19 protein-coding genes are annotated in these 21538 nt (G+C 55.3%); 6 read left to right on the top strand and 13 right to left on the bottom strand.

What is annotated here, in order from left to right; genetic code table 11:
* Positions 1-37: 37 nt before the first annotated feature.
* Positions 38-1045 carry a nucleoid-associated protein YejK gene (gene yejK, locus ACOTYN_RS06870; RefSeq protein ID WP_014884595.1) on the top strand — a complete coding sequence of 336 codons (1008 nt, stop codon included), beginning with the start codon at positions 38-40 and terminating at the stop codon, positions 1043-1045.
* Positions 1046-1096: 51 nt separating this feature from the next.
* On the opposite strand, the gene rplY is transcribed toward yejK, so the two are convergent.
* Together rplY and ACOTYN_RS06860 are read right to left on the bottom strand one after the other, a co-directional pair.
* The gene (gene rplY, locus ACOTYN_RS06865) at positions 1097-1381 is read right to left on the bottom strand and encodes a 50S ribosomal protein L25 (RefSeq protein WP_014884594.1); all 285 of its coding nucleotides are present in this window, start codon (positions 1379-1381) and stop codon (positions 1097-1099) included.
* A 125-nt stretch (positions 1382-1506) separates the two neighbouring features.
* Positions 1507-3267, bottom strand: coding sequence for a DEAD/DEAH box helicase (locus tag ACOTYN_RS06860; protein ID WP_071922028.1), 1761 nt, complete (start codon positions 3265-3267; stop codon positions 1507-1509).
* Positions 3268-3418: 151 nt separating this feature from the next.
* Here ACOTYN_RS06860 and rsuA point away from each other — a divergent pair, with 151 nt between their 5' ends.
* The 3 genes from rsuA to ACOTYN_RS06845 all read left to right on the top strand — a co-directional run bounded on the left by rsuA (position 3419) and on the right by ACOTYN_RS06845 (position 5962).
* On the top strand, positions 3419-4126 hold the full coding sequence (gene rsuA / locus ACOTYN_RS06855) for a 16S rRNA pseudouridine(516) synthase RsuA (protein WP_014884592.1): 708 nt from the start codon (positions 3419-3421) through the stop codon (positions 4124-4126).
* 15 nt (positions 4127-4141) lie between these two features.
* On the top strand, positions 4142-5338 hold the full coding sequence (locus tag ACOTYN_RS06850; protein ID WP_023330939.1) for a Bcr/CflA family multidrug efflux MFS transporter: 1197 nt from the start codon (positions 4142-4144) through the stop codon (positions 5336-5338).
* A gap of 279 nt (positions 5339-5617) precedes the next feature.
* The gene (locus ACOTYN_RS06845) at positions 5618-5962 is read left to right on the top strand and encodes a YejG family protein (protein ID WP_014884590.1); all 345 of its coding nucleotides are present in this window, start codon (positions 5618-5620) and stop codon (positions 5960-5962) included.
* 3 nt (positions 5963-5965) lie between these two features.
* Here the strand turns inward: ACOTYN_RS06845 and yejF are convergent, their stop codons facing one another.
* The 9 genes from yejF to ACOTYN_RS06800 form a co-directional block, all read right to left on the bottom strand.
* Positions 5966-7555: a microcin C ABC transporter ATP-binding protein YejF gene (gene yejF, locus ACOTYN_RS06840; protein ID WP_071922029.1), complete on the bottom strand. Its 1590-nt coding sequence runs from the start codon at positions 7553-7555 to the stop codon at positions 5966-5968.
* 1 nt (position 7556) lies between these two features.
* Positions 7557-8582: an ABC transporter permease gene (locus ACOTYN_RS06835; protein WP_014884588.1), complete on the bottom strand. Its 1026-nt coding sequence runs from the start codon at positions 8580-8582 to the stop codon at positions 7557-7559.
* The gene (locus tag ACOTYN_RS06830) at positions 8582-9676 is read right to left on the bottom strand and encodes a microcin C ABC transporter permease YejB (RefSeq protein WP_032636009.1); all 1095 of its coding nucleotides are present in this window, start codon (positions 9674-9676) and stop codon (positions 8582-8584) included. The genes ACOTYN_RS06835 and ACOTYN_RS06830 overlap by 1 nt, the downstream gene beginning before the upstream one ends.
* A gap of 9 nt (positions 9677-9685) precedes the next feature.
* Positions 9686-11491: an extracellular solute-binding protein gene (locus ACOTYN_RS06825; RefSeq protein WP_332957042.1), complete on the bottom strand. Its 1806-nt coding sequence runs from the start codon at positions 11489-11491 to the stop codon at positions 9686-9688.
* A gap of 74 nt (positions 11492-11565) precedes the next feature.
* A complete protein-coding gene (locus ACOTYN_RS06820) occupies positions 11566-13122 on the bottom strand; it encodes a cyclic di-GMP phosphodiesterase (protein ID WP_332957041.1) in 1557 nt (518 codons plus the stop codon).
* Between the two features lie 127 nt (positions 13123-13249).
* Positions 13250-13819: a bifunctional murein DD-endopeptidase/murein LD-carboxypeptidase gene (gene mepS / locus ACOTYN_RS06815; RefSeq protein WP_014884584.1), complete on the bottom strand. Its 570-nt coding sequence runs from the start codon at positions 13817-13819 to the stop codon at positions 13250-13252.
* Between the two features lie 415 nt (positions 13820-14234).
* Positions 14235-14948, bottom strand: a complete 714-nt coding sequence (locus ACOTYN_RS06810; RefSeq protein ID WP_014884583.1) for a phosphatase PAP2 family protein — start codon at positions 14946-14948, stop codon at positions 14235-14237.
* A gap of 33 nt (positions 14949-14981) precedes the next feature.
* Complete coding sequence (locus tag ACOTYN_RS06805; protein WP_071922034.1) at positions 14982-15968, bottom strand: CobW family GTP-binding protein; 987 nt, start codon at positions 15966-15968, stop codon at positions 14982-14984.
* A 123-nt stretch (positions 15969-16091) separates the two neighbouring features.
* Positions 16092-17558: a mannitol dehydrogenase family protein gene (locus ACOTYN_RS06800; protein WP_071922035.1), complete on the bottom strand. Its 1467-nt coding sequence runs from the start codon at positions 17556-17558 to the stop codon at positions 16092-16094.
* Between the two features lie 205 nt (positions 17559-17763).
* Between ACOTYN_RS06800 and uxuA the strand changes: the two genes are divergently transcribed.
* Positions 17764-18954 (top strand): mannonate dehydratase, encoded by a 1191-nt coding sequence (gene uxuA / locus ACOTYN_RS06795; protein WP_071922036.1) that lies wholly within the window; start codon positions 17764-17766, stop codon positions 18952-18954.
* Positions 18955-19071: 117 nt separating this feature from the next.
* Here the strand turns inward: uxuA and yeiP are convergent, their stop codons facing one another.
* Entirely contained in the window at positions 19072-19644 is a 573-nt protein-coding gene (gene yeiP / locus ACOTYN_RS06790; RefSeq protein WP_014884579.1) for an elongation factor P-like protein YeiP, read from the bottom strand.
* A 161-nt stretch (positions 19645-19805) separates the two neighbouring features.
* Here yeiP and ACOTYN_RS06785 point away from each other — a divergent pair, with 161 nt between their 5' ends.
* Complete coding sequence (locus ACOTYN_RS06785) at positions 19806-20060, top strand: YkgJ family cysteine cluster protein (protein WP_014884578.1); 255 nt, start codon at positions 19806-19808, stop codon at positions 20058-20060.
* Here the strand turns inward: ACOTYN_RS06785 and setB are convergent.
* Positions 20057-21238, bottom strand: a complete 1182-nt coding sequence (gene setB / locus ACOTYN_RS06780; RefSeq protein WP_071922037.1) for a sugar efflux transporter SetB — start codon at positions 21236-21238, stop codon at positions 20057-20059. The two genes, ACOTYN_RS06785 and setB, sit on opposite strands and share 4 nt — an antisense overlap.
* Positions 21239-21538: the final 300 nt, after the last annotated feature.

Raw genomic sequence — 21538 nt, 5'->3', positions numbered from 1 at the left:
TGGTTGAATACCGCCCGGTCTAAAAGGAGAGTTTATCATGAGTCTGGAAATCAACCAGATTGCCTTGCACCAGCTTATCAAGCGTGATGAGCAAACCCTTGAAGTGGTGCTACGCGATTCGTTACTGGAACCCACGGCGACCGTTGTGGAAATGATGGCTGAGTTGCATCGCGTCTACAGCGCCAAAAATAAAGCCTATGGTCTGTTCAGCGAAGAGAGTGAACTGGCTGATAGCCTGCGCCTGCAGCGTCAGGGGGAAGAGGATTTCCTGGCGTTTAGCCGCGCGGCCACCGGGCGTCTGCGCGACGAGCTGGCAAAATATCCGTTCGCTGACGGCGGCATCGTCCTGTTCTGCCACTATCGCTACCTGGCGGTAGAGTATCTGCTGGTTACCGTGCTGAATAACTTAAGCAGCATGCGCGTGAATGAGCAGCTGGATATCAGCTCGACGCATTATCTGGATATCAACCATGCGGATATTGTGGCGCGGATTGATTTGACCGAGTGGGAAACCAACCCGGAATCGACCCGCTACCTGACCTTCCTGAAAGGGCGTGTGGGCCGCAAAGTGGCCGATTTCTTTATGGATTTCCTCGGCGCCAGCGAAGGACTTAACGCCAAAGCGCAGAACAAAGGGCTGTTGCAGGCGGTAGATGACTTTACGGCTGAGGCGCAGCTCGATAAATCTGAACGCCAGAACGTGCGTCAGCAGGTTTACAGCTACTGCAACGAACAGCTGCAGGCGGGGGAAGAGATTGAGCTGGAGTCGCTCTCAAAAGAGCTGGCGGGCGTCAGCGAAGTCAGCTTCCAGGCGTTCACCGCAGAGAAAGGCTATGAGCTTGAAGAGAGCTTCCCGGCGGATCGCAGTACGCTGCGTCAGTTAACCAAATTTGCCGGGAGCGGCGGTGGGTTAACCATCAACTTCGATGCCATGCTGCTGGGGGAACGTATCTTCTGGGATCCTGCCACCGATACGCTGACCATCAAAGGCACGCCGCCAAACCTGCGCGATCAGCTTCAGCGTCGCACCTCGGGCGGTAAATAATCGCCATAAAAAAACCCCGCCGAAGCGGGGTTTTTCTCGACAGGTTTGCGATTACGCGCGAACGAAGTCGATGTGAGTCAGTTTTGGCTTGAACGCGTGACGCTGAACAGCCTGAACTTTCACTTTTTCTTCTTTACCGCCAACAACGATGGTCAGAACTTCGCTGTAGAATTCAGCTTTGGTCTGCAGGTTCCATACTTTGTCGTGATCCAGTTCGATTGCAACTGGAGCAGCTTCGCCACCGTAAACGATAGCCGGGAACTTGTTAGCGGTACGCAGGCGGCGGCTCGCACCCTTACCCTGCACGTTACGTACTTCTGCTTCGATAGTGAACATTGATTTCTCTCTGTATTTAAAACCCTACTACAGGCGACCCAGCAGCAGGTGAGTGTTCTGCCCCACGGATGTGAAGCGGGCGGCATTTTATACTCAAACGCTGTCCACATCAATGAAAAGTCCTGCTAACCACGCAATTCATTTGCCCGACGATAGCGACCTTCATAGTCAAAGACCTTCTCACGTACCTGCCAGAACTGGCCTTTTTTGCGGGCGACAACAAAATCCGGATGGCGCAGCAGCGCCTGCTGATGCACGATATCCGCCACGGTGATCCAGCGCAGCGGCACGCCAGGCGTGCGGGTATGTGGGCGGATAAACAGTTGCTCAAATGCCGTGCGCTGGGCTGGCGTCTGTACCCGGAACCGCTCGCTGACGTCAGCGCCGTCCTCGTCGTAATAGGTAATTTTTAGCCACTCGCCTTTTTCATCCGCGCCCGGCTGTAAGGCCATGCCGGAACAGCGCAGCACCAGCGCATCTTTCAGCTTCAGCGCCGCTTTCAGCATGTCGTCCGGGTCGACCAGCACCGTGTCGCACTCACGGCAGCGGCGGGCGGCAATGTCATTTTCGGCGTTGCACTGTGGACAGTTTTTGAAACGAAAACGGAAATCGCACTGCTCGCGATGCCCGTCACCATCTTCAAACCAGCCCTGACAGCGGCGGCCAAAGTGTTCAATCAGCGTGCCGTCGGCGGTGGTTTTCCCCCAGAAGGTGTTGGCAAACCCGCAGGCTGGACAAAACACCTGTACCGGCACGTTGTCACTTTTGCCTTTTGGCGTGCCCACTTCGGGAGAGTAAAGATCGTGCGGGTTACCGGCGTAATCGAGGATCAGACAGTCAGTTTTGCCCGGTGCCAGGCGCAGACCACGACCGACAATCTGCTGATACAGGCTGACGGATTCCGTCGGGCGCAAAATCGCAATCAGGTCGACGTGCGGGGCGTCAAAACCGGTGGTTAGCACGGAAACATTCACCAGATAGCGGAACTGCTGGGCTTTAAACGCCTCAATCAACCTGTCACGCTCAGGGCCGGGCGTTTCGCCGGTAATTAACGCGGCATCGTCAGCGGGGAGCAGTCCGGTAATTTCTCGCGCGTGCTCGACTGTCGCGGCAAAGATCATCACCCCTTTGCGCGCCGCGGCAAACTCCTCAATCTGGCTGATGATATGCGGCGTTATGCGCTTTTGCTTATTCAACTCCTGGTTGAGATCCGCTTCGCTGAATAAGCCGTTGCTCTGCGCCTGTAACCGGCTGAAGTCGTACTGTACCACCGGCATATCCAGCCGCTCGGGCGGCGTCAGGTAGCCGTGTTTAATCATGTAGCGCAGCGGAAGTTCGTAGATACAGTCGCTGAACAGCGCTTTTTCATCGCCACGCACCATGCCGTGATAATGAAAGCGGTAAATCCAGCCTTTGCCCAGGCGAAACGGAGTTGCCGTCAGGCCCAGCAGGCGTAAGTGAGGGTTCACCTCTTTCAGGTGCGTGAGGATTTGCTGATACTGGCTGTCGTCGTCATCGCTGATGCGGTGACACTCGTCGACAATCAGCAGCGAAAATTCGCTGCGAAACAGATCCAGGTTGCGGGCGACCGACTGCACGCTGCCAAAGACAACCTTACCGTGGCTCTCTTTACGCTTGAGCCCGGCGGCGAAAATATCGGCCTCCAGCCCCAGCGCGCAATACTTGGCGTGGTTCTGCGCGACCAGCTCTTTGACGTGCGCCAGCACCAGCACGCGGCCACGCGCCAGGCGGGCCAGCTCGGCAATGACCAGGCTTTTGCCTGCGCCGGTCGGGAGGACAATCGCCGCCGGTTCCCGGTGTTTGCGAAACCAGGCGAGGGTAGCGTCAACGGCTTCCTGCTGATAGGGACGAAGTGTAAAAGTCATGGTGTCTCAGTTTCGTTAATCCGCATATAGTATGCCACGAAACTTTTTCCCTTGAGTGGCGCAACCAGACCATTATACTGAACCGTTCCTGACTGCTTCTTTTTCGGACGCACGGTCCGACTTCCAGCACCATTAAGGCTAAAAAGATTTCATGCGACTTGATAAGTTTATCGCTCAGCAACTCGGCGTAAGCCGCGCTATTGCCGGGCGCGAAATTCGCGCCAGCCGCGTTACCGTGGATGGCGACATTGTGAGAGACAGCGCTTTCAAACTTCAACCTGAGCATCAGGTTGAATACGACGGCAATCCGCTGACCCAGCAGAACGGCCCGCGCTACTTCATGCTCCACAAGCCGGAAGGCTACGTCTGCTCAACGGACGATCCCGATCACCCGACGGTACTCTATTTCCTCGACGAACCGGTGGCGCATAAGCTGCATGCCGCGGGCCGCCTCGACATCGACACCACCGGGCTGGTGCTGATGACCGACGACGGGCAGTGGTCACACCGTATTACTTCCCCACGCCACCACTGCGAGAAAACCTATCTGGTCACGCTGGAGTCGCCGGTTGCGGATGACACGGCAGAGCAATTCGCGAAAGGCGTTCAGCTGCATAATGAAAAAGACCTGACTAAACCGGCGGTGCTGGACGTGATCACGCCGACGGAAGTCCGTCTGACCATCAGCGAAGGGCGCTACCATCAGGTTAAACGCATGTTTGCCGCAGTGGGTAACCGCGTTGTCGGTCTGCATCGCGAACGTATTGGCGCAATCGCGCTCGATCCCGACCTGGCGCCTGGCGAATATCGCCCGCTGACGGAAGAAGAGATCGCCAGCGTCGGTCTGCCTTCGCACTAATTTCAGGAGATTTCTGTGACCACCAGGCCACACTCGTCGTTCAAAATTGTCTTCATTCTTGGCCTGCTGGCCATGTTGATGCCGCTGTCTATAGATATGTATCTGCCCGCGCTGCCGGTCATTTCCGCGCAGTTTGGCGTACCGGCTGGCAGCGCACAGATGACGCTCAGCACCTATATTCTCGGCTTTGCTCTCGGCCAGTTATTGTACGGCCCGATGGCCGACAGCCTGGGGCGCAAACCGGTTATTCTGGGCGGAACGCTGGTCTTTGCCGGGGCGGCGGTGGCCTGCGCGCTGGCGCAAACCATCGATCATCTGATTTTCATGCGATTTTTGCACGGTCTGGCCGCTGCTGCAGCGAGTGTGGTGATCAACGCCCTGATGCGTGATATCTACCCGAAAGAAGAGTTCTCCCGCATGATGTCGTTTGTCATGCTGGTGACGACGATTGCGCCGCTGGTGGCTCCGATGGCCGGTGGGGCGGTTCTGGTGTGGTTTAGCTGGCATGCGATTTTTTGGATCCTGGCGCTGGCTGCACTGCTGGCCTCTGCAATGATTTTCTTCTTTATTGATGAAACGCTTCCTGCCGAGCACCGCCAGAAATTCCACATTCGCACCACAATAGGTAACTTTGCCTCGCTGTTTCGCCACAAGCGCGTGCTGAGCTATATGCTGGCAAGCGGGTTCAGCTTCGCCGGGATGTTCTCCTTCCTGAGCGCCGGGCCGTTTGTTTATATCGAGCTGAACCATGTTTCTCCGCAGCACTTTGGTTATTACTTTGCGCTCAATATCGTCTTCCTGTTTGTACTGACTATTATTAACAGCCGCTTTGTCCGGCGGGTCGGCGCGCTGAACATGTTCCGCGCCGGGCTGTGGATCCAGTTTGTGATGGCTGTCTGGCTGGTGGTCAGTGCATTCCTGGGCGTGGGCTTCTGGGCGCTGGTGATTGGCGTGGCGGCCTTTGTGGGCTGCGTGTCGATGATATCCTCAAATGCGATGGCGGTGATCCTCGATGAATTCCCGCATATGGCGGGAACCGCATCGTCACTGGCGGGGACGTTCCGCTTCGGAATTGGCGCTATCGTCGGGGCATTACTGTCTATGGCGACCTTCACCACGGCCTGGCCTATGCTATGGGCGATGGCGTTTTGCGCAACCAGCTCCGTCCTCTTCTGTCTTTATGCCAGCCGGCCACGAAAAGTGGCTCATTGATGAGCAGATAAGGCCCGACAGGGCCTTTTTTGTTGATACATATCAACCAAACCCGCGTTCGTTTATCCCGTGTTTGTTTATTTTATGTAAAATCTATTTATGTAAAAAGTCACATCATTGTATTCAAAAAGGTTGAGTTAGATCGCAGAAACGGGTACATATAGCGCCGACGCGAACCTCTATACCGATAAAAAAGCGCTGAATAGTGCAGGTTAGCGATGATGTGTTACTATAAATGTAAATAAATTGTGAAGTAAATTTTGCTTCCGGGGAACGAACGTGAATACATTACAACTCTCCATTGTCCATCGCTTGCCCCAGAGCTATCGCTGGTCGGCGGGTTTTGCAGGTTCGAAAGTTGAACCGATTCCGCAAAACGGCGCGGGCAGTGACAATTGCCTCGTGGCGCTCAAACTGTTGAGCCCAAGCGACGAAAATGCGTGGCGGGTGATGGAGCGTCTCAGTCAGGCCCTGACGGATATCGAAGTGGACAGCTCCGTACTGGAGTGCGAAGGCGAGCCGTGCCTGTTTGTTAAAAGCCAGGATGAATTTGCCGCCACCTGCCGTCTGAAAAACTTTGGTGTTGCGATTGCTGAGCCTTTTTCCGGCCAGTACCCGTTCTGAGCGCTAGTCTGCTGCCAGCAGCTGGCGCGTGTAGCTCTGCGTTGGCGCAGTAAATACGGGCTGGCATTCCCCCTGTTCGACCACCTCACCCTGTCGCAAAACAATCACCTGATGGCATAGCGCCCGCACCACCTGCAGATCGTGGCTGATGAAGATATAGGCCAGCCGATGCTTTTCCTGTAGCCCTTTCAGCAATGCCAGAATCTGCGCCTGGACAGTTCTGTCCAGAGAGGAGGTGGGTTCATCCAGAATAATCAGCTCCGGTTTCAGGATCAGCGCACGGGCGATGGCGATACGCTGGCGCTGCCCGCCGGAAAATTCCGCCGGATAACGGTGACGGGTATCGGGATCTAAGCCCACTTCGGCCATCGCCTGGATGACCTCCTGCTCACGCTGCTGCGCGTTCAGGCCGGGCTGGTGAACGCGCAAACCCTCTTCGACAATCTGCAACACGCTGAGGCGCGGGTTAAGCGAGGAGTTGGGATCCTGAAACACCACCTGCATACGCGGGCGCACCGGCAGCATCTGGCGGCGGTTCCAGCGATGCAGCGGCATGTCGTCAAAAAGGATCTCGCCCTGAGAGGCAATTAAGCGCAGCAGTGCCAGACCGGTGGTGCTTTTACCCGAACCGGATTCGCCCACCAGCCCCAGGGATTCACCGGGACGCAGCGAGAAGCGGATATTTTTCAGGACCGGGTTTGGGTCGACGATACGCCGCAGAATGCCTTTGCGGATCGGGAAGGAGACGGACAAATCCTCAACGCGCAGCAGCGGAGTGCTGTCCGCCGTGAGCGGAACCGGGTCGCCGGAAGGTTCGCTGTTGAGCAGACGCTGCGTATAAGGGTGCTGTGGCGCGTTCAGCAGCGTGGATGCGCTATTCTGTTCAACGCATCGGCCGTTTTGCATGACCGCGACGCTGTCCGCCAGCTTTTTCACAATACTCAGGTTGTGCGTGATAAACAGCAGGCTCATGTTCAGCTCGTCGCGCAGCTCCCGCAGCAGCGTCAATATTTGCGCCTGCACCGTCACGTCCAGCGCCGTCGTCGGCTCGTCGGCAATTAACAGTTCGGGCCGGGTGAGCAGAGCCATGGCAATCATCACTCGCTGGCGTTCACCGCCGGAGAGCTGATGCGGAAAATCATTCAGCCGTTTGGCCGCATTGCGTATGCCCGTCCGTTCAAGACAATCCAGTATTTCCCCCCGCGCAGCCTCTTTGCGCATGCCCCGGTGCAGAGACAAGACTTCATAGAGCTGTTTCTCCAGGGTATGCAGGGGGTTGAGAGAGACCATGGGCTCCTGGAAGATCATGGCAATTTTATTGCCGCGAATACCGCGCAGGGTATGTTCGTCGGCATGAAGCAGTGAACTGCCGTGAAAAAGAATATCCCCCTGCGCATAGCTCGCCGGTGGTGAAGGCAGCAGCCGCAGGATAGAGAGCGCTGAAACACTCTTACCTGAACCGGATTCCCCCACCAGGGCCAGCGTTTCACCTCGCTGGATCTGCAGCGACAAATCGGTGACCACGGTGCGCGTCTCACCCTGTTTCGAGAAAGCAATCGACAGGTTATCAATACTGAGAAGAGGCTGGGTCATCTTATACCGCCTTATTGGGGTCAAAGGCATCGCGCACGGCTTCGCCAATAAAAATCAGTAGCGAAAGCAGCACGGCCACGGAAAGAAAGGCGGTGATGCCTAACCACGGTGCCTGAAGGTTATTCTTGCCCTGCAGCAGCAGTTCGCCGAGCGACGGTGAGCCCAACGGCAGGCCAAAGCCCAGAAAATCCAGCGAGGTGAGGGTGGTAATGGAGCTGCACAGAATAAACGGCAGGAAGGTGAGCGTGGCCACGACGGCATTAGGCAGCATATGGCGGAAGATGATCCCCCGGTCGCTCACCCCAAGCGCCTGCGCGGCGCGAATATAGTCGAAATTACGGGTGCGCAGGAACTCCGCCCGCACGACACCCACCAGCGCCATCCAGCCGAACAGAACGGTGATGCCGAGCAGCCACCAGAAGTTCGGCTGTACCACGCTGGACAGCAGGATGATCAAAAATAGCGTTGGCATACCGGACCAGACTTCGATGATACGCTGGCCCCACAGGTCGATTTTCCCGCCGTAGTAGCCCTGAACGGCACCCGCCACCACGCCCATCACGCTGGAGAAGAGTGTCAGCATCAGCCCAAAGAGAATTGAAATCCGTGTGCCATAGAGGATGCGTGCCAGCACATCACCACCGTTAGCGTCCGTCCCCAGCCAGTTTTGCGTCGAGGGTGGGGAAGGGAAGGGGGTCGTGGTGGCAAAGTTTATGCTGTTCGCACCAAAACGCACCGGCGCCCAGAGGGCCCAGCCGTGCTGCTCAATCTGCTGGCGCAGCCACGGATCCTGATACTCCGCCGGTGTTGCAAACGGGCCACCAAAGTCGCTTTCACTGTAGTTAGCCAGCACCGGCACATACCAGCGGTCGTTAAAATGCACCAGCAGCGGTTTGTCGTTGGCGATAAGCTCCGAACACATGCTCAGGACAAACAGGACGGCAAAAATCCACAGCGACCAGTAGCCGCGACGGTTGTGGCGAAAACGGGCCCAGCGGGCCTGGTTGACGGGGCTTAAACGCGGCATCAGCGGCCCTCAAAATCAATTCGGGGATCGACCAGCGTATAGCTGATATCGCTGACGATATTCAGCAGCAGGCCAATCAGGGTGAAAATATAGAGTGTGCCAAACATCACCGGATAATCACGCGACACGGTGGCCTCATAGCCCAGCAGCCCCAGACCGTTGAGCGAGAACATCACCTCTATCAACAGTGAGCCGGTAAAAAACATACTGATGAACGTGGCGGGAAATCCGGCAATCACCAGCAGCATGGCGTTGCGGAAGACGTGTTTCCACATAATCTGCTTCTCGCTGACCCCTTTGGCGCGGGCCGTGACAACATACTGCTTGCGGATTTCATCGAGAAACGCGTTTTTGGTCAGCATGGTCAGAGCGGCAAACCCACCGATCACCGTTGCCAGAACCGGCAGCGTGATATGCCAGAGATAGTCGGTGATTTTCTGATACCACGGCAGCGTGCTGAAATCGGCGGAGACTAAACCTCGTAGCGGGAAGATGTCGAAATAGCTGCCCCCGGCAAAGAAGACGATCAGCAGGACGGCAAACAGGAACGCCGGGATGGCATAGCCGATGATGATGAAGGTGCTGCTCCAGATATCGAAGCGGCTGCCGTTGTAAACCGCTTTACGGATCCCGAGCGGGATAGAGACCAGGTAGATAATCAGCGTTCCCCACAGCCCCAGCGTGACCGAAACCGGCAGGCTTTGCTTGATCAACGTTAACACTGACGCACTGCGAAACAGGCTATCGCCAAAATCAAAGCGGATATAATCCCAGAGCATCTTGAAATAGCGTTCGTGAATGGGCTTATCGAAGCCGTAGCGGTGGGTGATCTCGGCGATCACCTCAGGATCAAGCCCGCGCCCGCCGCGATAGTGGCTTTCACTGATATTCCCCACGCCGGTACGCGCATGGCTCGCGCCCATGCCTTCGCCGCCGCCGCCGGGCATGCCGCCGTTGTTACCAAACTCAATAGCAGCAATCGCCTGATCGACCGGGCCGCCGGGGGCGATTTGCACGATAAAAAAGTTAATGGTGATGATGGCCCACAGCGTGGGAATGACCAGCAGCAGACGGCGAATCAGATAGGCACCCATGATGATTCCTTATCGCCGCTCAGCGGGCAGTCTGGCGGCTTTATTGACGTCATACCACCAGGTGTCAAAGCCCAGCGAGTAGACAGGGCGCACGGCAGGTACGGAGAATTTATCCCAGCGTGCCAGACGGTCTTCGCCCATATACCACATGGGCAGCATGTAGTAGTTCCAGGTTAAGACCCTGTCGAGGGCACGGCCGAGCGGCAGGAGTTTTGCTTTATCGCCCTGCGCCTCCACAATTTTCGCAATCAGCGCATCAATCGCCGGGCTTTTTACGCCTGGCGCATTGTATGAGGAGTCAATGTAGCTGGAAGCCCAGGAAATTTGCAGGTCCGAGCTCGGCCACGGCTGAGCCGGCCACAGACGCTGCATCATGTCGTAATCACGGTTGCGCATGCGGTTGGTGATCTGCGCGTTATCGACCTGGCGAATGTTCATGGTAATCCCCAGTCGCTCCAGGTTGTGCTTAAACGGCAGTACCCACTGATCGTTGCCCCCGGATGAGAGCAGCAGCTCAAAGCTGAGAGGCTTACCCGTTTTGGCATCCACGCGCTTTTGATTTTTAAGGTGCCAGCCCGCCTCATCCAGCAGCTTGCTGGCCTTAAGCAGGTTGTCGCGGTCGTAGCCGTCACCGTTTGAGGCCGGGGGCTGAAAGACCGTGGTAAACACCTCCGGCGGCACTTCCGCCTTCAGCGGGGCCAGCAGAACCAGTTCGTCGGCTTTCGGATAATCACGCGCGGCATATTCCGTATTCTGGAAATAGCTGTTCGCACGGCTGTAAGCCCCGTAAAACAGCGCTTTGTTCATCCATTCAAAATCAAAGGCCAGGGAAATCGCTTCCCGAACGCGGCGGTCAGCGAATACCGGACGCTGAATATTAAACGCCAGCCAGCGCGTGTCCTGGGCGGATTCGTTTTTCTGCTCGTCTTTAACGATATAGCCTTTCGCGAAATTCTTGCCGATATAACGGGTCGCCCAGTTTTTCGCGCTGCTCTCCACGCGTAAATCGAAGGCGCCCGCTTTGAACGCTTCAAATGCGACATTATCGTCAAGGTAGTAATCATAGCGAAGGGTATCGAAATTCCAGCGCCCACGGTTTACCGGCAGGTTTGCCGCCCAGTAATCTTTCACCCGGGAATAGACCACGTACTGCCCCATGCGCCAGTCGGTGATGCGGTAGGGGCCGCCGGCCAGCGGCGGCGTGGAGAGCGGGTCGCTGAGCTTATGCTTTTTCCAGAACGATTCAGGCATAACCGGCAGCGAAAACAGGCTGAGCATATTCTCTTTATTCGGCTCGCTCAGCTCAATGCGCACGGTCAGGGGGGCAATGGCGCGCACCGTTGCGCCTTTATACACAATGCGGAACTGGGGTACGCCTTCGGTCATAAATTTATGAAACGTAAAGGCCACATCGCTGGCCTTAACCGGCGTGCCATCGTGAAAACGGGCCCGGGGGTTGAGCGAAATTTCGGCCCAGGCGAAGTTATCCGCATAGCGGACATTATCAGCAATCAGCGGATAGTAGCTGCCGGGTTCATCATCGGAGGTCACAAAAAGCGTATCGTAAAGGGATTCCGTTCGCGCCGCCGCGACGCCACGCAGGGCGAAGCGGTTAAAGTTGTCAAATGTTCCCGTGGCGGAGAGCGTGACCTTTCCGCCTTTGGGGGCGGCAGGATTGACGTAATCGAAGTGCGTAAAATTGACCGCGTACTTTGGCTCGCCAATCACGGCGAACGCGATGTTTTCTTTGATGGTTTGCGCCTGGCTCGACAGGCTTGCTAATACCAACAAAAGCAACATGAAGCGCATAAACATCTCGCGGCGACTCCCTTTTTTACAGACCGGCTCAGTTAAGCTGAATAATAAGTGACGTCACAGGCAATGTGAAATTATTCGGCCTGAGACGACACCTTATTTTGCCAGGTGCGGAATTGTTCCAGCGGCATAGGACGGCTAATCCAGTATCCCTGCAGGAAGTGGACGCCATGCTCACGCAGCCAGGCTGCCTGTTCCGGCGTTTCCACCCCTTCCGCAACGGTTAACATATTCAGCTTTCTTGCCAGCGTCAGCACAGCATCCAGCACCGGAGAGGTGACGGTTTCGGTGCCAATTGCGTTGACAAACCCACGGTCGATTTTCAGGTAGTCCATGGTGAAATGTTCAAGATAGATCAGCGCACTGTGGCCGGTACCGAAATCATCAATGGCGATTTCGAATCCTTCGTTATGTAGCCATTCGAAGAGGCTGCTGGCTTCCCGATGGTTAAGCATGTCGCGCTCGGTGATCTCCAGCACGATCTGGAAGTAATCTGGCGGCAGTAAGCTTTTGAAGGTGCGCATATCATCTTTGAAGCTTTCCGCATGCAGATGCCCCGGCGCGATATTGATCCCCAGTTTTGCGCCCGGCGGCAGCACGGTTTGTAACACCGGCGCATCGCGAATGATGAGGTCAAACAGATGCAGCGTCAGCGGGACAATCAGCTTTTGCGCTTCGGCAAAATTGATAAAGGCGTCCGGTGGGATCTCACCCATGGTCGGGTGTTTCCAGCGCATCAGCACTTCAACGCCCCGCATCTGCAGTGCATCCGTATCCACCACTGGCTGATAAACCACATAAAACTGACCGCGCTTGATGGCGCTCAGAATTTCTTTGCCCGGGTTGAGACGCAGGGTGAGGATGTAGAAGTTAAGCGACCCTGCCGCAATCCCGCATAACAGTCCGAAGAACAGGGCGAAGAGGATCTCGTCGCTCGTCCACTCCCTGGCGTACAGTTTGATGGTCAGAGGGACCTCTGTGAGCGTCGCGGTGCGCGCAGGCGTTTGATGTAAATCACGCGCCCTGACGAGGGTGCTTGAGGAGGTGGATAGTGCATTGTCGCCGATGATAATCGCGATGCCGGCAAACTCTTCCTGGCGCGCGGTATAAAGCAGGTACGGCGTCAGGTTGAGATTCACCGAGGTGAATACGCCGCCGTCCTTCACTAACGGATTACGATACCAGATGGCAATGGCGGGTCTGTTGGGCAGCATGGGCGTGCCGGGCAGCAGTGCGATATCAATCTGCTTGTTGATGTGCAGTTCGGGTATCAGCTCCTCCATCGGCGTATTCATCGGCCCTGTGGCTGACGAGCAGAACGCCATTTTGTTTCTGACCAGCAGAAAGGCGCGCACGTTGATGCTGAAGGCCGCGCGCGAGGTAAGCTCCGCGTTAACGTCCTGGCAATTATTCAGCGTGAGCGGCTGGAGTACGTCGATCGAGGTTTTCAGCTCCTCGAAATAGTTCTCCATGTAGATGCTCACATCCTTAATTAGCGTATCGAATCGGATTTCCCGCTTATGGTAGCTCCAGAAAAATTGCAATGAGCCCAGTAGGATAGCCGCGATCAGGCCGGTAATAATGCTGAAGAACAGTATCTTGCGATGACTGGCGAAGTAGCGGGTGAGCATAAACGTCGTGATTCCTGAATTGCCGCTGATTATATTCAGTGTAACGGGCAAAAAAAAGCACCGCCTAAGCAGTGCTTTTTTTTATTATATCGCCAGCCAAGGGATAACCAGCGATACAATCATGATATTAACTGCGTGTCAGTACGCGGCGCGCTTCGTTGTAGCGCTTCTTCCAGTACGGTTCGTTCATGCTGGAGATGGTGACGCCGCTGCTGGTGGAGGCATGTACAAACTGGTCATTACCAATGTAGATGCCAACGTGTCGACCTGTTGAACCAGCACGGAACAGAACTAAGTCACCGGTGCGCAGCTTGGTGCGGGAAATTGACTTGCCCATCTCCTGCTGTTCGTAGGTCGAACGCGGAAGATCTAATCCAAATTGCTCACGGAACGTACGTTGTACAAAACTGGAACAGTCAATACCTTTTTTAGTATTGCCGCCAAGACGATAACGCACGCCTTTCCAGTCAGCATACTGGTCCATAATACGGGACTTCACGTCCAGATTACGTACCATATTTTCAAATTCATCCTGAGAAGCTTGCAGTGAAGAGGAATCTTCCGTTCCCACAACACGCGTCTCAGGATGCATATTCTTTGCGGTGTTCGATGTACTACATGCAGATAACAGTACCGCGACTGCTATCGCCGGGATCCCCCGTAAGATATATCTCAGAAACGGTTGAGATTTGACCATTTTGTTTATTTTCCCTTGAAGTCCTTAACGACAAATATCGTTATAAAAATGCCAAACGTGACGAGACTAATTATCTGTACACAATGAGACAATTGTTTCTGATGACATTTGTGGCACAGCGCACAAAATTATTCACCATCGAAATAATTATCCCTATGGGGCAAAACGAGTTCGAGATTAACCGATTGCCTGGGGTATTGCGAGTAAAAAAACCGTTTTTTTTATAAGAAATTGTGATACAGAAAGTAAAAATGGGCAATTGCTCAAAATAGCGGCAGATCCGCAGCGTTATCGCGCAATTGCTTCATTTTTATCATGAATACGATGACGAGAATATGACAGCGTGAAAGGATCGGGGGACGTGATCTATCAGGGATCGCAATGATCCCTGACGGTTAACGTTAAAAAACGGTAGTTATTTGTTTAATACTTGTTGCTTTCTGCGCGGGAGATAGCGATCAAAAACGGCAATCAGGCGATCGCTCAAGGGGGTCATCAGCACCCACGGCAGACCAATCAGCACTGCTGAAAGAGAACCCACGACAATATCTGTCAGCCAGTGAGCGCCAATCATCACGCGCGGGAAGGCAAATATCACCACAATAAGCAGGGCAATAGTGAATGCCTTCTTGCCGAAATAGCGCAGCATGAAACCCGAAAAAATAAGCAGCATCATGCCGTGATCGCCCGGAAAACTGTCTTTCGACGCATCTTTCGTTGGAATATGCAGCAATTCGCTGACGCGGTAAATATTCGGGAAAGAGAGCGACGGGCTGGCGCGTTTTACCGGCATCAGATGTTGCGCCAGCTGATTAATAACCACCGCAGCCAGAAGCATCACCAGACCGATGATCAGGATACGGCGACGCCCTGTGCCATCCTCTTTGAGCCAGAAAGAGAGCATCAGACCGCCCATCGCCAGCAAGGAAATGCCGTCGAAGGCGCGGTTGTTGGTGATTGCCACCAGCCACAGGAACGCATCGCTCTTCACCAGCGCCTGGTTGAAGAAATGAAACAGGCCTGAATCCAGCGGGAACCAGAAACCGTGATTCGCCGGGATATACCAGGAGAAAAAGAGCGCCAGACCGGCGACATTAAGCAGTAATATCAGGGGAAATCGAGTTGTCATAACGTTCAGCATAGAGTGAAAACTGGGGCAACGTTAGCCGCCTGAACTTAAACGAAGTTTCAACAGGCTGGACTGCAGGGCATTCCAGTCGGCGTTAACCGCACTAATTAACTCTATTCGGCTATCCGGCGGCGCGACGTTTTGCGTTTCGATAAAGAAATCCTCGCCCTGGCGGTTGATCCGCACCAGCCCGTCTGGCGTGCGCATAATGCCTTTTACGCGATCAACCGGCGCAAGTCTGGCCCACTCAAGGGTGCCTATGGTGTCGAAAACCGTATCGGCATCGAAAATCCATCCGCAGGCCTGATATCCCTGGCCGCTATTCAGATTACGCCGCCAGCGCTGGTGCTCTGGCAGGCTAAGCGCCGCCAGTCCCTGTTTAACGGGATGGTGATGAGCATGCTCTGCGCTGGCCGGGAGTTCCGCCAGATTCTGGCGAGGCAGGTCGAGCAGGGCGCTATCGATTTTTCCCTGGGTGGTCTGCACGCGGGTACGATTGCCGCCGAAATGTTGCCACCACGCCTCCAGCGCGGCCTGGCTTTCCGCCGTGGCGCGATCTTCTTTATTAGCGACAATAACGTCCGCCGAGGCGAGCTGATCGCGGAAGTTCTCATTGGCCACCGATTTTTCATCAAGCAACAGACGCGGGTCGAGCAGGCACAGGGTGGCGCGCAGATCGATCCACGGCTCGTAGACCGGTGCGGTCAGCAAATCGAGGATCTGCTTCGGATGGCCCAGACCGGTAGGCTCAATCAGCAGGCGGTCCGGTTTACCCTGACGCAGCAGCGTATTGAGCCCGACCTGCATCGGCAGGCCATTGACGCAGCACATGCACCCGCCGGGGATCTCTTTAATCATTGCGCCACTCTCTGACAGCAGCGCACCATCAATGCCCACTTCGCCAAATTCATTGACCAGTACGGCCCATTTCTCTGCAGGATTTTTATTCGCCAGCAGATGGAGAATTGAGGTGGTTTTACCGCTGCCGAGAAAACCGGTGATGAGGTTCGTTTTGGTCACATGCACTCCAGACGAGAATTGTGATGCTATAACACTATTCTCTTATCCTGGCGAAAAACGTACCCAATGAGAAGGGGAAGGGCGAACGGAGGCGACGTCCGTTCGCGTTAAGCGCAATAATCGTTAAATATTTAACGTTTCTATAACAGCCTGACGGGCGCCGTGGCGGGTGATGCGCGCGTATGCCTCGCTCACCGCCTCAATAAATACGCCATTCTGGGGGAGATCGTGGCCAAAGACCTCGCTCAGCCCCAGCAGCGCGTTAACGCGGTCAGCGTCGTGGCTGGCCCCGACAATCGCGCGAATTTTATCGCTGAGGGGATCGCGAACATCAATCGCATTGCCGCGTTCGTCGGTACCGCTGACGTACCGTATCCAGCCGGCAACGCCCAGTGCCAGAAGAGGCCAGTCGGTATTTCGCTCAAGGTGGATGCGGATGCCATCCAGCATCCGTTGCGGCAGTTTCTGGCTACCGTCCATCGCAATCTGCCAGGTCCGGTGTTGCAGCGCCGGGTTGGCGAAGCGCGCAATCAGGCTGTCGGCATAGGCGGTCAGGTCCACATCCTTTATACGCAGCGTAGGCGCCTGCTCCTCCAGCATTAACCGCCGGGCGGCTTCACGGAAGGCGGCATCCTCCATACATTCATTAATATGCGCGTACCCGGCGAGGTATCCCAGATACGCCAGGAAAGAGTGGCTGCCGTTGAGCATGCGTAATTTCATCTGTTCCCACGGCAGAACGTCCTGCACCATCTGGACACCTGCCACTTCCCACTCCGGACGCCCGGCAACAAAATTATCTTCCACCACCCACTGAATAAACGGCTCGCAGCTGATGGCACACGGATCGTCGACGCCGAGCGCATCGGCGATTTCTGCAAGCGAGGCCTCCGTCGCCGCGGGAACAATTCTGTCGACCATCGTGCCCGGAAAACTCACGTGGCCTTCGATCCACTCCGCCAGCGCCGGGGAACGTTTCTGCGCTATGCCAAGCACGGCATTTTTCACCACGTGGCCATTGTCGGGAATATTGTCACAGGAAAGCACGGTAAACGCTGGCAAACCTCGCTCGCGGCGGCGATGTAGCGCCTCGACCAGGATCCCAGGCGCAGAATGCGGTTCGGCGGGGTTGTCCAGGTCGTGCTGGATCCGCGCGTTTTGTCGATCCAGCTTACCGGTCGCGGGATCGATGCAGTAGCCTTTCTCGGTGATGGTGAGCGATACAATCGCCACCTGGGGCTCACAAAATTTCTCAATAATGGCGGACAGGGAGTCAAGCTTTGCATTCAGACATTCATGAACGGCGCCGACAATGATTGGCTGATTTCCTTCAGCACCTTTCTCCAGCACGGTAAACAGATGATCCTGCGCGCGCAGCTGGCCCATCAGCACATCACCGCTAAAGAGGCTAATCTCACAAATCCCCCAGTCGCCGCCTTTTTCATTCAGCACCCGGTTTGTTAACAGCGCCTGGTGCGCGCGGTGAAATGCGCCAAAGCCAAAATGGACGATCCGGGAGCGTAATTGCTTGCGATCGTAGCGAGGTTGCTGAACATGGGCAGGAAGCGAGGTGGAGGCAATTGTCTTCATGAAATACACACCTGATTAACCATTAATTAACAATGCCAGTGTAAAGTTATATGACAGCAAATAAAATTGGTGAGCCGTAAATATCCCCGTTCTGTGAGTTAGATCAATCAACGTGTGGCGGTATGTTGACCCTGTACGCTAAACATGTATGGTAGTCGTCATTGCGGTAACACATATTGGTATAACAACTTTAGAGGGTGAGGCAATGGAACAAACCTGGCGTTGGTACGGGCCGAACGATCCGGTTTCTCTTGATGATGTGCGTCAGGCTGGCGCAACGGGTGTCGTGACGGCGCTGCATCACATTCCTAACGGCCAGGTCTGGCCGGTTGAGGAAATTCAACAGCGCCAGGCGCTGCTGGCGGAGAAGGGATTAACCTGGTCTGTCGTGGAGAGCATTCCGGTCCACGAAGATATCAAAACCCATTCCGGGGATTACCAGACCTGGATTGCGAACTACCAGCAGAGCATTCGCAACCTGGCGGCCTGCGGCATTGATACGGTTTGCTATAACTTCATGCCTATTCTGGACTGGACGCGGACCGATCTGGAATACCCGATGCCGGACGGCTCAAAAGCGCTGCGTTTCGACCAGATTGCCTTTGCGGCATTTGAGCTGCACATCCTGAAACGCCCTGGCGCCGACGCGGATTACACCGCTGAAGAGCAGCAGCAGGCGCTTCAATGGTTTAATGACGCGAGTGCAGCGGATATTGAAAAGCTGACCCGCAACATCATTGCGGGCCTGCCGGGCGCAGAAGAGGGGTACACGCTGGACCAGTTCCGCGCGCGTCTGGCGGAATACGGAGATATTGATAAGAACCAGCTGCGTGAAAACATGGCTTATTTCCTGCGCGCTATCGTACCGGTTGCGGAAGAAGTCGGCGTGCGTCTGGCCGTGCATCCGGACGATCCACCGCGTCCTATCCTCGGTCTGCCGCGCATCGTTTCCACTATCGAAGATATGCAGTGGCTGAAAGAGACGGTCAACAGCATCTATAACGGCTTTACCATGTGTACGGGCTCCTACGGTGTTCGCGCGGATAACGACCTGGTGCAGATGATTGAAGCCTTTGGCGATCGCATTCACTTCACGCATTTGCGCGCGACCTGCCGGGAGGATAATCCTAAGACCTTCCACGAAGCCGCGCACCTGGGCGGAGACGTCAATATGGTCGCGGTGGTCGATGCCATCCTGGCAGAAGAGGTGCGTCGTAAGCAGGCTGGCGATGTCCGTCCTATTCCGTTCCGCCCGGACCACGGGCACCAGATGCTGGACGATCTGCGCAAGAAAACCAACCCTGGCTATTCGGCGATAGGCCGACTGAAAGGGATGGCGGAAGTGCGCGGCGTTGAGCTGGCGCTGAAGATGACGAAATACCCGGAGCTTCTTTAAGTTCTGTTGCCCGGTGGCGCTACGCTTACCGGGCCTACAAAAAAACCGGCCTGAGAGCCGGTTTTTGTGTTTTTGTAGGTCGGGTAAGGCGAAGCCGCCACCCGACAAACGCCGCGATCAGTCAGCGCGACCCATATAGCGTTTTTCTTCGATATGGATGCGGATCTTCTCGCCTGCGGAGAGGTATTCCGGCACCTGCACAACCAGACCGGTGGTCAGAGTGGCAGGTTTGTTGCGGGCACTTGCGGATGCGCCCTTGATGCCAGGTGCCGTCTCAACGATTTCCAGATCGACGGTCTGAGGCAGTTCCAGCGCCAGCAGCACGCCATCCCAGGTCAGAACCTGCATGTCAGGCATACCGCCTTCAGGGATGAACAGCAGCTCTTCTTCAATCTGATCTTTGGTGAAGATATACGGGGTGTAATCTTCTTTATCCATGAACACGTACTCGTTGCCGTCGACGTAAGAGAAATCAACATAGCGACGGGTCAGGGTCACGGTATCGACAATATCGTCACCTTTAAAGCGCTCTTCCACTTTCAGGCCGGTACGCACATCGGCAAAACGCATTTTGTACAGCGTGGCAGCACCACGGGCGCTGGGAGCCTGAATGTCGATGTCTTTCACAATCAGCAGTTTGCCGTTGTAATTCAGTACCATACCTTTCTTAATTTCGTTCGCTCTTGGCATTGCAATAATCCTGTTTACGGGAGGTAAAAAATATCGCGCCAAATTACTCGTGCGCGGCCTTTCAGGCAAGCGGAATTCGTGGCTTTTGCTATCAACGCACAAAAGGTGTTACTGTGCGCCCGATGCCCGACTGCACGGGCTTCGTCACTGAGAGAGCATGTATGGATTGTCGTCCAGATTGCGGCGCGTGCTGTACCGCTCCGTCCATTTCAAGCCCGATACCCGGAATGCCGGAGGGCAAGCCCGCCAATACCCGCTGTGTTCAGCTCTCTGAATCCAACCTGTGTATGATCTTTGGTTCGCCCCTGCGCCCGAAGGTCTGCTCCGGGCTACAGCCTGGGGTCGAGATGTGCGGCAGTTCGCGCGCGCAGGCGATGATCTACCTGCTTGAGCTGGAAGCGCTCACCGCGCCTTAAACGTCTTTGATTCTCGCCAGACAGCCAATGGTCAGCGTACACATCACCAGCGCAATCCAGAACACCGTGTGGTAGTTCCAGATCTCAGCAACGACCCCGGCCATGGAGCCTGCTATAATCCAGCCCACGCGCGTGGTATTAGTATAAAGGGTGGTCGCTGAGCCTGCCTGGCCCGGCATCAGATCCTGGAAGTAGAGCATGCCAATCCCCGCCAGAATCCCGATATAGATGGCGTTCAGCAGCTGTAAAGCCAGCAGCAGCCCCGGCGTATGGACCGTCAGCATACCAACGTAGAACAGCAGCCCGGCGACGGCCGCGATGCGCATCAAAAAACGTTTTCCGAAACGCTTCGCGTAATAGCCCGCTATCAGCATGGTCGGGATCTCCAGACCGGCAGCGGTGCCCATCATTATGCCGGCCAGTTTCTCCGGCAGATGCAGTTCATCAATAATAAACAGCGGCATGTTAATGATATACAGGCTGTTGGTGCCCCACATCAGCGTGCAGATAATAAACAGCAGCAGGGCATCGCGACGATTACGGCGCGGGGCCTCCAGGACGCCTGTCGCCACTTTGGGCTCTTTGCGCATTGACGGCAGGAAGCACCACACCATCGCACCGCACGCCACAAACGCGACCGCCGCGCTCAGGTACATCATCGTAAAGCCAAACCCCATCGCCAGCGCGTAAGCCAGCGGCGGGCCAATCACCCACGCCAGCGACACCTGAGCACGTAGGACCGAGCTGAACATCACCGCTTCACGCCCGGTATGGTCGGCATGCTCGCGGGCGAGGGCAAACAGCTGCGGGTTGGCGGTTGAGCCAAAGCTGCTCAGAAAAACCCCCACGAACAACAAAATGAAGTAGCTACGGTTCCAGGCAAACAAAACGCAGGCCAGGACGCCCATCAGGCAGCAGAAAACGATCAGGCTTTTACGATCGCCTTTTCGGTCGGAACGGCCCGCCAGGAACTGGCTTACCAGGATGCCGATAATGGCGCTCCCGGTAAAAAAGAAGCCAACCATCGCAGGACGGGCGTGAACCTCGTTGGTCAGGAATAAGCTCAGTGTTGGGGTTTGCAACGCGCCAGCAATGCCCGTGAAGAAGGCAACAATCAGGAACGCCGTTGACGTCAAATCGAAGGGCTTCGGCGAGGTGGCCGCAGGGGTGTTATGCATGTTTTATAATTAGCGAGTAACAGAGAGGGGCGGAGTTTACGCCGTTAGCTAAAAAATAAACAGTGGACGAGGTCAATGATGCCACGAAAAATCAAAATGGCATTTCAACTTCTCATCCTGCTGGCTGAACTTAGCTGAAACTGATTTGCTGAACTTCAGCAAAATTCAGCTGAATGCGGAAGAAATGTGCTGCATCTCTAAATTCTGAGATCGGAAATACGACTTTTCTTGCAAGACATTGCAGAAAGCGCAAGACTTTTTGAAACGTTTCAGCGCTATCTTGTTTTAGCAAACGGAGCA

The sequence above is a fragment of the Enterobacter cloacae complex sp. IR5458 genome (assembly GCF_049238025.1).
GTDB classification, from domain to species: domain Bacteria; phylum Pseudomonadota; class Gammaproteobacteria; order Enterobacterales; family Enterobacteriaceae; genus Enterobacter; species Enterobacter kobei.
The sequence above is the reverse complement of the archived record's forward strand: the minus strand, read 5'-3'. Positions and strand labels throughout refer to the sequence as shown.

What these genes read in the sequence shown, in the direction of transcription:
- yejK (WP_014884595.1), top strand. Translation starts at nt 38, where the DNA reads ATGAGTCTGGAAATCAACCAGATTGCCTTGCACCAGCTTATCAAGCGT.
- rplY (WP_014884594.1), bottom strand. Translation starts at nt 1,381, where the DNA reads ATGTTCACTATCGAAGCAGAAGTACGTAACGTGCAGGGTAAGGGTGCG.
- ACOTYN_RS06860 (WP_071922028.1), bottom strand. Translation starts at nt 3,267, where the DNA reads ATGACTTTTACACTTCGTCCCTATCAGCAGGAAGCCGTTGACGCTACC.
- rsuA (WP_014884592.1), top strand. Translation starts at nt 3,419, where the DNA reads ATGCGACTTGATAAGTTTATCGCTCAGCAACTCGGCGTAAGCCGCGCT.
- yejF (WP_071922029.1), bottom strand. Translation starts at nt 7,555, where the DNA reads ATGACCCAGCCTCTTCTCAGTATTGATAACCTGTCGATTGCTTTCTCG.
- ACOTYN_RS06835 (WP_014884588.1), bottom strand. Translation starts at nt 8,582, where the DNA reads ATGCCGCGTTTAAGCCCCGTCAACCAGGCCCGCTGGGCCCGTTTTCGC.
- ACOTYN_RS06830 (WP_032636009.1), bottom strand. Translation starts at nt 9,676, where the DNA reads ATGGGTGCCTATCTGATTCGCCGTCTGCTGCTGGTCATTCCCACGCTG.
- ACOTYN_RS06825 (WP_332957042.1), bottom strand. Translation starts at nt 11,491, where the DNA reads ATGTTTATGCGCTTCATGTTGCTTTTGTTGGTATTAGCAAGCCTGTCG.
- ACOTYN_RS06820 (WP_332957041.1), bottom strand. Translation starts at nt 13,122, where the DNA reads ATGCTCACCCGCTACTTCGCCAGTCATCGCAAGATACTGTTCTTCAGC.
- mepS (WP_014884584.1), bottom strand. Translation starts at nt 13,819, where the DNA reads ATGGTCAAATCTCAACCGTTTCTGAGATATATCTTACGGGGGATCCCG.
- ACOTYN_RS06810 (WP_014884583.1), bottom strand. Translation starts at nt 14,948, where the DNA reads ATGACAACTCGATTTCCCCTGATATTACTGCTTAATGTCGCCGGTCTG.
- ACOTYN_RS06800 (WP_071922035.1), bottom strand. Translation starts at nt 17,558, where the DNA reads ATGAAGACAATTGCCTCCACCTCGCTTCCTGCCCATGTTCAGCAACCT.
- uxuA (WP_071922036.1), top strand. Translation starts at nt 17,764, where the DNA reads ATGGAACAAACCTGGCGTTGGTACGGGCCGAACGATCCGGTTTCTCTT.
- yeiP (WP_014884579.1), bottom strand. Translation starts at nt 19,644, where the DNA reads ATGCCAAGAGCGAACGAAATTAAGAAAGGTATGGTACTGAATTACAAC.
- ACOTYN_RS06785 (WP_014884578.1), top strand. Translation starts at nt 19,806, where the DNA reads ATGGATTGTCGTCCAGATTGCGGCGCGTGCTGTACCGCTCCGTCCATT.
- setB (WP_071922037.1), bottom strand. Translation starts at nt 21,238, where the DNA reads ATGCATAACACCCCTGCGGCCACCTCGCCGAAGCCCTTCGATTTGACG.